This window comes from Herbaspirillum rhizosphaerae, from assembly GCF_001189965.1.
GTDB classification, from domain to species: Bacteria; Pseudomonadota; Gammaproteobacteria; order Burkholderiales; family Burkholderiaceae_D; genus Herbaspirillum; species Herbaspirillum rhizosphaerae.
This window is the reverse complement of sequence record NZ_LFLU01000035.1, coordinates 1-8,122: the sequence shown is the minus strand read 5'-3', so window position 1 is coordinate 8,122 and position 8,122 is coordinate 1. Positions and strand designations below refer to the sequence as shown.

The following is an 8,122-nucleotide window of genomic DNA, read 5'->3' as shown; positions in this document are numbered from 1 at the left end:
ACGCGCGCTGATGCGTTGCGCGACCGGGATAAAGGGGTAGTCGGCGCGGGCATTCTCCGGTTTCCGCTCCGGGCTCAACTGCAGCGAGCCCAGCGGCAATTGCGGCTCCGCGTGCACCAGTTGTTCCAGCAGTTCAAGAAAATGCGCCGACAGTTGCTGCGCCAGCGCCGTACCGATGCGCGCCCCGTCGAATTTGAAACGGAAGCGGAAATGTTTGGCCGGCACCGCCACCAGCACCATCGGATAATGCGTGCGCTCGGTAATCTGGAAGCCCTCGATGCTGAGGTCGTGCAAGCCGTCTCGCAAGGCCCGGTCGATCGGATAATTTTCGAATACCACCAGGCTGTCGAACAAGGCCTCGCCGGACAAACCGGTCCATTGCTGCACCTGGCTGACCGAGGCGTAACCGTGTTCGCGCAAGGCGTAGTTGGCGCCTTGCAAGGCGGACAGCCAGGAGCCGATGCCGTCGCCGGCCGGCAGGTTGACCCACAGCGGCAGGCTGTTGATGAACAGGCCCAGCACTTTTTCCACTTCGGGCATGTCGCCGGGGCGGCCTGAGACCGTCACGCCGAACGCCGCCTGGTCGCGATTGCCGTAACGGCCCAGCAAGATGGCCCAGGCGCCCTGCACCAGCGTGTTGACGGTGACCTGATGGCGTTTGGCGGCGGCTTCCAGCGCCGCGGTGGCGTCCAGGTCCAACTCGTGCACGATGTGTTTGAGCCGGTCGCTGGCATACAGCGACGATGCCGAAGCGGACAGCACACTGGTGCCGACGCCTGCAGGCGCATCGACTGTTGCATAGCGTGCCATCCACCAGTCGCGCGGGCTGGCCTGCGCCGCCATCCAGGCCAGGTAGTCGCGATAGGCACCGGGTGCGCCCAGCTGGAATGACTGGCCGTTGACGGTGGCCTGATACACGTGCATCACCTCGCCTACCAGTTGCGCATAGCTCCAGCCGTCCAGCAGCACGTGATGGTTGGTGCTCACGCAGTCATGCCGGCCGTCGGGCCGCACGAACACATTGATGCGCAACAGCGGCGCGCAATCCAGGGCAAAGCCGGCGGCCAGGTCTTCGGCGCGCCAGGCCGATAACCCGGCCGCATACGCAGCCGCCGAACGATCGCTCCAGTCGTGTACCGTGAGCGCAAGTTCGGCATGCCGCTGCACCACTTGCAAAGCGTCGCCGCCATGTTCCCAGCGGAAATGGGTGCGCAAAATGTCATGCCTTTGCACCGCCACCGACCAGGCCTTGTGCAGCGCGGCCAGGTCCAGCGCGCCTGTCAGCGTGAAGCAGTTCTGGTCGATATAAACGCCCTGGCCGTTTTGCAGCAGGCTGTGGAACAACATGCCGTTCTGCAAAGGCGTTGCCGGGTAGATGTCTTGCACGTCGGCCAGCGCCAGCGGCAAGCGCATCAGTTCTTGCTGATTCAGTTTTGCCAAAGCGAAATCCGAAGCATCGGCCGCAGCCGGTTGCTCCAGGCAATAGGCCACCAGTTCGCCGATAGCGTCGGTGAACGCAGCGAGCATCCCCTGCGCGCGCGACGCCGGCAGCGCCTGCGGATCGGCCAGCAGCCGGATCCACAGTTGTCCGTTTTCCAATTCACACAGCAGATCGCAATCATGCCCTGGCGTCAGCGAAACCGGTGCGGCGATGACGTCAATAGTAGGCTGCTGCTCCTGCGGCGCAGTCGGCGGACGCAGTTGCAATTGCAGACCCAGTCGGGCAGGCGCTGCGCCGGCATCCGCGTTGCGTTCACCGGCATTTCTGAGGGCGCGCTTGGCGCTGGCGATCTGCACGGCAGGATCGCGCCCGGTCACAGCCCAGACCTCGCGTACGTCATGGAATTGTCCGATGCTGGTCGCCAGCATCGGGGCACGCAAAGCGTTGTTTACCTGGATGGCGGTCGCCGCTGCTGCCGGCAAACTCAGCGACAACGCCGCCAGCAGCAACTCTTGCGGCTGCAAGCGATGCGCCGACAGCGCCGCAGACCAAGGTGCGGGCGCCAGCACAAGTTCTTGCCGGAACTCTTGCTGCAGCGTCATGGCAGGCAGCGGCGTCTTCGCTAAATCCGCCGGCGGCTGATCGGCAATCCAGTTGCGCCACCTGTCGGGCAAACCGGTAACGGCGGCGCCATGTTCTTCCAGCCCGCCGCAACGACGCGCCAATTCATTGGCGATCAATGCCAGCGAGACGGCGTCGGCCACCAGCGGATGCAGCGCCGCCATCAGCACCGTCTCCTGCGGCAAATCCAGCTGGCAAAAACGCAGCAGCACGCCCTCGGCGGGCGCTAACGCAATCAGTTCCAGACGCTGCTGTTCCAGCGCACGCGCCGGATCGGCGGCATCGCGCAAGTCCAGATAGTCCAACGGCACGGCCAGCTGTGCAGCCACGGTTTGCCGCCATTGCCCGTCTTCCGATACCAGTTGCGCGCGCAAGGCGTCGTGCCCGGACACCAGCCGGTTCACCGCGTCCTGCAAGATCGCACGCTCGGGCGGCTGGCGCCAACGCAGCATGAGGCAATGGGCGACGGCGGACTTGCCCGCCTGCCCTTGCCCTGCACTCAGCGAATAAATGCGTTGCGGCTGCACGCGCTGGCGGGCTTGTTCCAAGGCTTGCGCCAACCCGGCGACCGTGGGCGTCTCGAACAGTTGCCGCGGGCTTATCTCGACACCGCGTTTGTGCGCGCGGGCGACCACTTGCAAACTGAGTATCGAATCGCCGCCGAGCGCAAAAAAATTATCCTTGCGTCCGACCTGTTCCACCGCAAGCACCTCTTGCCACACCAGCGCCAGTTGCTGCTCGGTTTCGCCCTGCGGCGCCACATAAGCGGCGGCGTTGAATTCCGGCGCCGGCAGCGCCCGTTTATCGATCTTGCCATTGGGCGTCAGGGGTAGCCTGGCCAGCACGATCAGCGCGGCCGGCAACATGTAGTCCGGCAAACGCGTCGCCAGTTGCGCGCGCAATTGTTGCGTATCCGGCGATGTACCGGCAACGACTGTGACATAGGCAATCAGGCGCGTGCCGGAAGGACCTTGATCGGTCAGCACGCAGGCTTCACGAACCTGGGGCAAGGCCAGCAGCTGCGTTTCGATTTCGCCGGTTTCAATCCGGAATCCGCGGATTTTCACCTGCTGGTCGATGCGTCCTAGATATTCCAGCTGGCCGTCGCGGCGGCGTCTGGCCAGATCGCCGGTGCGGTAAAGGCGCCCGCCCTGGCTGCTGAAGGGATCGGGAACGAAACGTTCGGCAGTCAGGGCGGCGCGATGCAGGTAGCCGCGCGCCAGGCCTTCGCCGGCCACAAACAACTCACCCGCAACGTCCGTCGCTGCCAGGCCGCCATGGACGTCGAGGACATACAGGCCAAGATCGGCAATCTGCACCCCGACAGGGCTGGCGCGGCTGTCCAGGTCGGCTTGCAGGACCCGGCGGTAAGTCACGTGAACCGTGGTTTCCGTGATGCCGTACATGTTCACCAATTGGATACGCTCGTCGCCGAAGTGCTCCAGCCACGGCCGCAAGGTGCGCGGCTCAAGCGCCTCGCCGCCGAAAATGACCAGCCGCAGCGCCAGATCGTCGGCGCGATAGAGTTCAGGCACATCGAGCAACTGGCGGAAAGCGGACGGCGTCTGGTTAAGCACGGTCACACCGTGCCGGCGCAGCAAGGCCAGAAAATCCAGCGGCGCGCGGCTGACTGCGAACGGCACCACGACCAGCTTGCCGCCATGGCACAGCGCGCCGAAGATTTCCCAGACGGAAAAATCGAAGGCGTAGGAATGGAACAGCGTCCAGACATCGGAGGAAGAAAATGCGAAATGCTGCTCGGTGCCGCTCAGCAAACGCGCCACGTTCCTGTGCGTCAGCTGCGCCCCTTTCGGACGCCCGGTCGATCCCGAGGTGTAGATGACGTAAGCCAGGGCGGCGTCATGTTGCGGCACTTGCGGATTGTGCGTGCGCTCATCCGGTTCGCCCAGGAGATCGAGTTCCAGCACCATCACGGTATCCGTATCCAGCACCGGCAGGCGCGTCCGCACGCCGCTCTCGCTCAGGATCAAACCGATGGCGCTGTCGCCTATCATGTAGCCAAGCCGCTCTTGCGGGTATTCAGGATCCAACGGCACATAAGCGCCGCCGGCCTTGAGCACCGCCAGCATCGCGACCAGCATGTCGGCAGAGCGTGTAAAAGCCAGTCCGACTTTCACCTCCGGCGCAACGCCCATGTCGATCAGTCGCCAGGCCAGGCGATTTGCAGCGGCATTTAGCTCGGCATAGCTCAGCGCCTGTCCGCCCTCTCCCACGACGGCGACGGCATCCGGTTGCCGCGCCGCCTGCCGTTCGATCAGAACGTGCAGCAGTTCGCTGCGCGGTGCGGACATCGCAGGCCGGCTCCACGCCAACACTTGCTCCCGCGCTGAGGCGCTGTCGACAGCGATGTCGCCGATGTGCAAATCGACAGCGCCGGCAAACTGTTCCAGCACCGCGATATACGATGCCGCCCAGTCTGCGATCGTTTCCTTGTCGAGACGGGCGCGGTCCCATTTCCAGTTCAGCGTCAAGCTGGCTCCCGGTCCGACCGTCAGCACCAGCGGATAGTGCGAACGTTCAACCGCGGCATAGCCCTCCAGCGTCAGGCCGGTGGCATCCTTGCGCATCTCTTCGTCGACCGGATAATTCTCGAAGACCAGCAGGCTGTCGAACAGCGATTCGCCGCTTTGTCCCGCCCATTGCTGGATCTGGCCCAGATCCGTATGTTCGTACTGGCGCAATGCACTATTGCGCTGCTGGATCTGCGCAAACCATGCCGACAGGCGCGCTGCCGGCGGTACGTCAACCCAGATCGGCAAGCTGTTGATGAACAGTCCCAGCATGCGTTCCATACCCGGCAAATCGTGCGGCCGGCCGGATACGGTCACGCCGAACACCACCTGGTCGCGATTGCCGAAACGCGCAAGCAGCAATGCCCAGGCTGCCTGTATCAATGTGTTGACGGTCACGCGATGGCGTCGCGCAGACTGCGCCAGCCGTTCGCTCAGCTCGGGCGTGAGCGACATGCTCGCTTGTTCCGCGCCGGTGCTTGCATTGCCGGCCGCGACCGCCAGACAACTGCCCAGGCCGGCCGGATCGCGCACTTCCGCCAGACGGCTGCGCCACCAGGCGCCGGCGTCGGGCTGCTTGCGCAACCAGGCGACATAATCGCGGTAAGGCGCGGGAGTTGCCGACGCGACAGGCTGGCCGGCGCTCAACAGCCGGTATGCCTGCATGACCTCGCCCAGCAATTGCGCGCTGCTCCAGCCGTCGGTCAGCAGATGATGGCCGGTCCAGACCAGGTCGCAATGACCGTCTGCGCGGGCAAACACATTGATGCGCAACAGGGGCGCCAAGCCGGGATCGAAGCCGGCTGCGAGATCTTGCGCCAGCCAGCTCTGCAGGCGCTGCTCATAGCCGGATGCGCCCAGGCCGTGCCAGTCGTGATGGTCGAACGGCAGCGTGCAGTCTTTTGCAACGACCTGCAATGGCGCGCTGCCGTGCTGCCAGATGAAGCGCGTGCGCAGAATCGGATGACGTGTGACCGCCAGTTGCCATGCATCGCGCATGGCCTGCAGATTCAATGCGCCGCTCAGGCTCAGGCGTTTCTGGATCAGATACAGGCCCTGCCCGGCTTGTGTCAGGCTGTGGTACAGCAAACCGCTTTGCAGCGGCGTGGCGGGATAAATGTCGTCGATTTCCGCCGCCGGCAACTGCGTCAGGTGACGCGACAACAGTTCTTGCAGGCTGTGCTGGGAAAGTCCCGCCAAAGGAAAATCGGATGCAGTCTTCTGCGGCGCGGCGGCCTGGCAGTGCTGCAGCAATGCATGCACCTGGCTTTCGAAATCCTGCACCAGGCGATCGGACGACGAAGCGCTCCAGGATTCCGGCAGCAGGCGCCAGTCGACGGTCAGGCGGCAATCGGCCACCACCGCGCTGAAATCGAGGGCATAGGCGGATATGCCGTCATCGGCCATGGCCGCCCCGAAAGGCTCGCCGGCAAAATGGAAGATGCCGTTACGCTGCAGGCTCTGGTCGAACTGCCCGAGATAATTGAAACTGATTGCCGGCGTCGGCAAGGCTGCCAGGGCCGCACGCGCGGCGGCGTCGCCGTAGGTGCGCAACCATCCCCAGCGCACGCCTTTGTGCGGTACGTTGCGCAGACTCTCCTTGGTCGAGATCAGCGAGGCTGCGGCATCTTGCGGTATGTCCAGGCACAGCGGAAAACGTGCGGTAAACCAGCCGACGCTATTGCTGAGGTCGAGCGCGCTGTCGATCGGTTCGCGCCCATGGCCTTCCATGGACACCAGCACCTTGTCTTCGCCGGTTTGCGCAGCAATGCTGCGTCCCAGCGCCGCCAGCAAGAGTTCGTCCAACCCTGCGCCATAGGCGCGCGCCGGCTGGTTCAGCAATTGTTCCGTGATGGCGGCGTCGAATTGCACGCGCCGGCGATGTGGCGTTGCCGAGTTTGCCGGATTTTGCGAGGGGCTGGTTGCGGCTGCGCCGGACAGGTGCGCCTGCCACCACGACAACTCGCCTTGCATTGCCTCGCTGTCGGCGGTTTCGGCCGACTCGGCGGCCCAGACGCTCCACGGCGTGCCGGCTGCGGTCGGCGCCGGTTCGCCTTGCAGGAGGCGCTGATAGGCGTCTTGCAGGGTATCCAGCAAGATCCGCCATGACACGCCGTCGACCGCCAGGTGATGGATGGTCAGCAACAGTCTGGCTTCGCCATCCAGCACAAAATAGCCGGCCCGGATCAGCGGGCCGTGCTCGATGTCCAGACTGCGTTGCAGCGCCGCGCCTTGCTGCTCAAGCTGCGTGCGCCAGTCGGCGCGTCCGCGCAGATCGATGCCTGGCGTCAGTACTTGCATCGCGGCGTTGTCGAAAGGCTGCACTTGCTGGCGCCAACCGGCTTCGGTGCGGATGAATCGCAGCCGCAAGGCATCGAAAGTTTGCACCAGATGCGCAAGTGCGCCGGCCAGCGCGCTTGCCTCCAACGCACCGTCGATCTTGAGCAGCAGCGATTGATTCCAATGCGACTGGCCCTGCGGATAGCGTTCGAAGAACGCATGTTGTATCGGCGTCAGCGGCAACGGCGTCAGCACTTCCGGCTTGTACGCTGTTGCCTGCCGGGTGGCCAGTGCGGCCAGCCGGGCGATGTCCGGATTTTCAAACACTTGTCGCGGCGTCAGCTTGAGACCGGCTTGCGCCGCGCGTGAAATGATGCGCAGGCTGAGGATGGAATCGCCCCCTGCCTCAAAGAAGTTATCCGTCACACCGATATCCTCGCGTCCCAGGACGTCACGCCAGATCGCCAGCAAGATCGCCTGGGTCTGGTTGTCCGGGCCGACCAGTTGGCGTGCCGCCGGCTCCTGCTGCGGCGCCGGCAAGGCCTTGCGATCGACTTTGCCGTTGGGCATGAGCGGCAAGCGCTCCAGCGTCACCAGCGCCGACGGCACCATGTAACCCGGCAGGCGCGCCTGCGCCAGCAGGCGAATGTCGTCGTGCGCCGCCTCTCCCACCACATAACCGACCAGGCGTTTGCCTTCGCCTTCGCCGCACAGCTCCACCACCGCGTCCTGCACGCCCGGGCTTTGCCGCAACACCGCCTCGATCTCGCCCAGTTCGATGCGGAAGCCGCGCAGCTTGACTTGCTGGTCGATGCGTCCCAGGAAGGCGATGCTGCCGTCTTCGCGGCGGCGGCACAGGTCGCCGCTGCGATACAGCCGTGCACCGTCGTCGCGGTAAGGATCGGGAATGAATTTCTCCGCCGTCAGCGCCGCCCGGCCGAGATAGCCGCGCGCCAGCGTGTCGCCGGCAATGCACAACTCGCCCAGGCCGCCGTCCGGCGCTTCATTGCCTTCGGCGTCCATCACGTACACGCTGCGCGAGGGATAGGCCTGGCCGATCGAGACGATGGCCTGTTCGGTATCGGCGGCGCAGGTCTGGCGGTACATGCAGGCCACCGTGGTTTCGGTCGGGCCGTACAGGTTGTCCAGACGAATGTGCTGCAAGGGGCCTGCGCGCCACTGGCGCAAGGCGTCGCCCGGCAAGCCTTCGCCGCCCACCGTGATCTGGCGCAATGCCGACAGGCTGGCC

At 64.7% G+C, this 8,122-nt stretch carries 1 protein-coding gene; it reads right to left on the bottom strand.

Translation table 11 applies throughout. From position 1 onward, the window contains the following. On the bottom strand, positions 1 to 8,122 hold an 8,122-nt coding region (locus AKL25_RS23490), incomplete at both ends, for a non-ribosomal peptide synthetase (protein ID WP_157050745.1).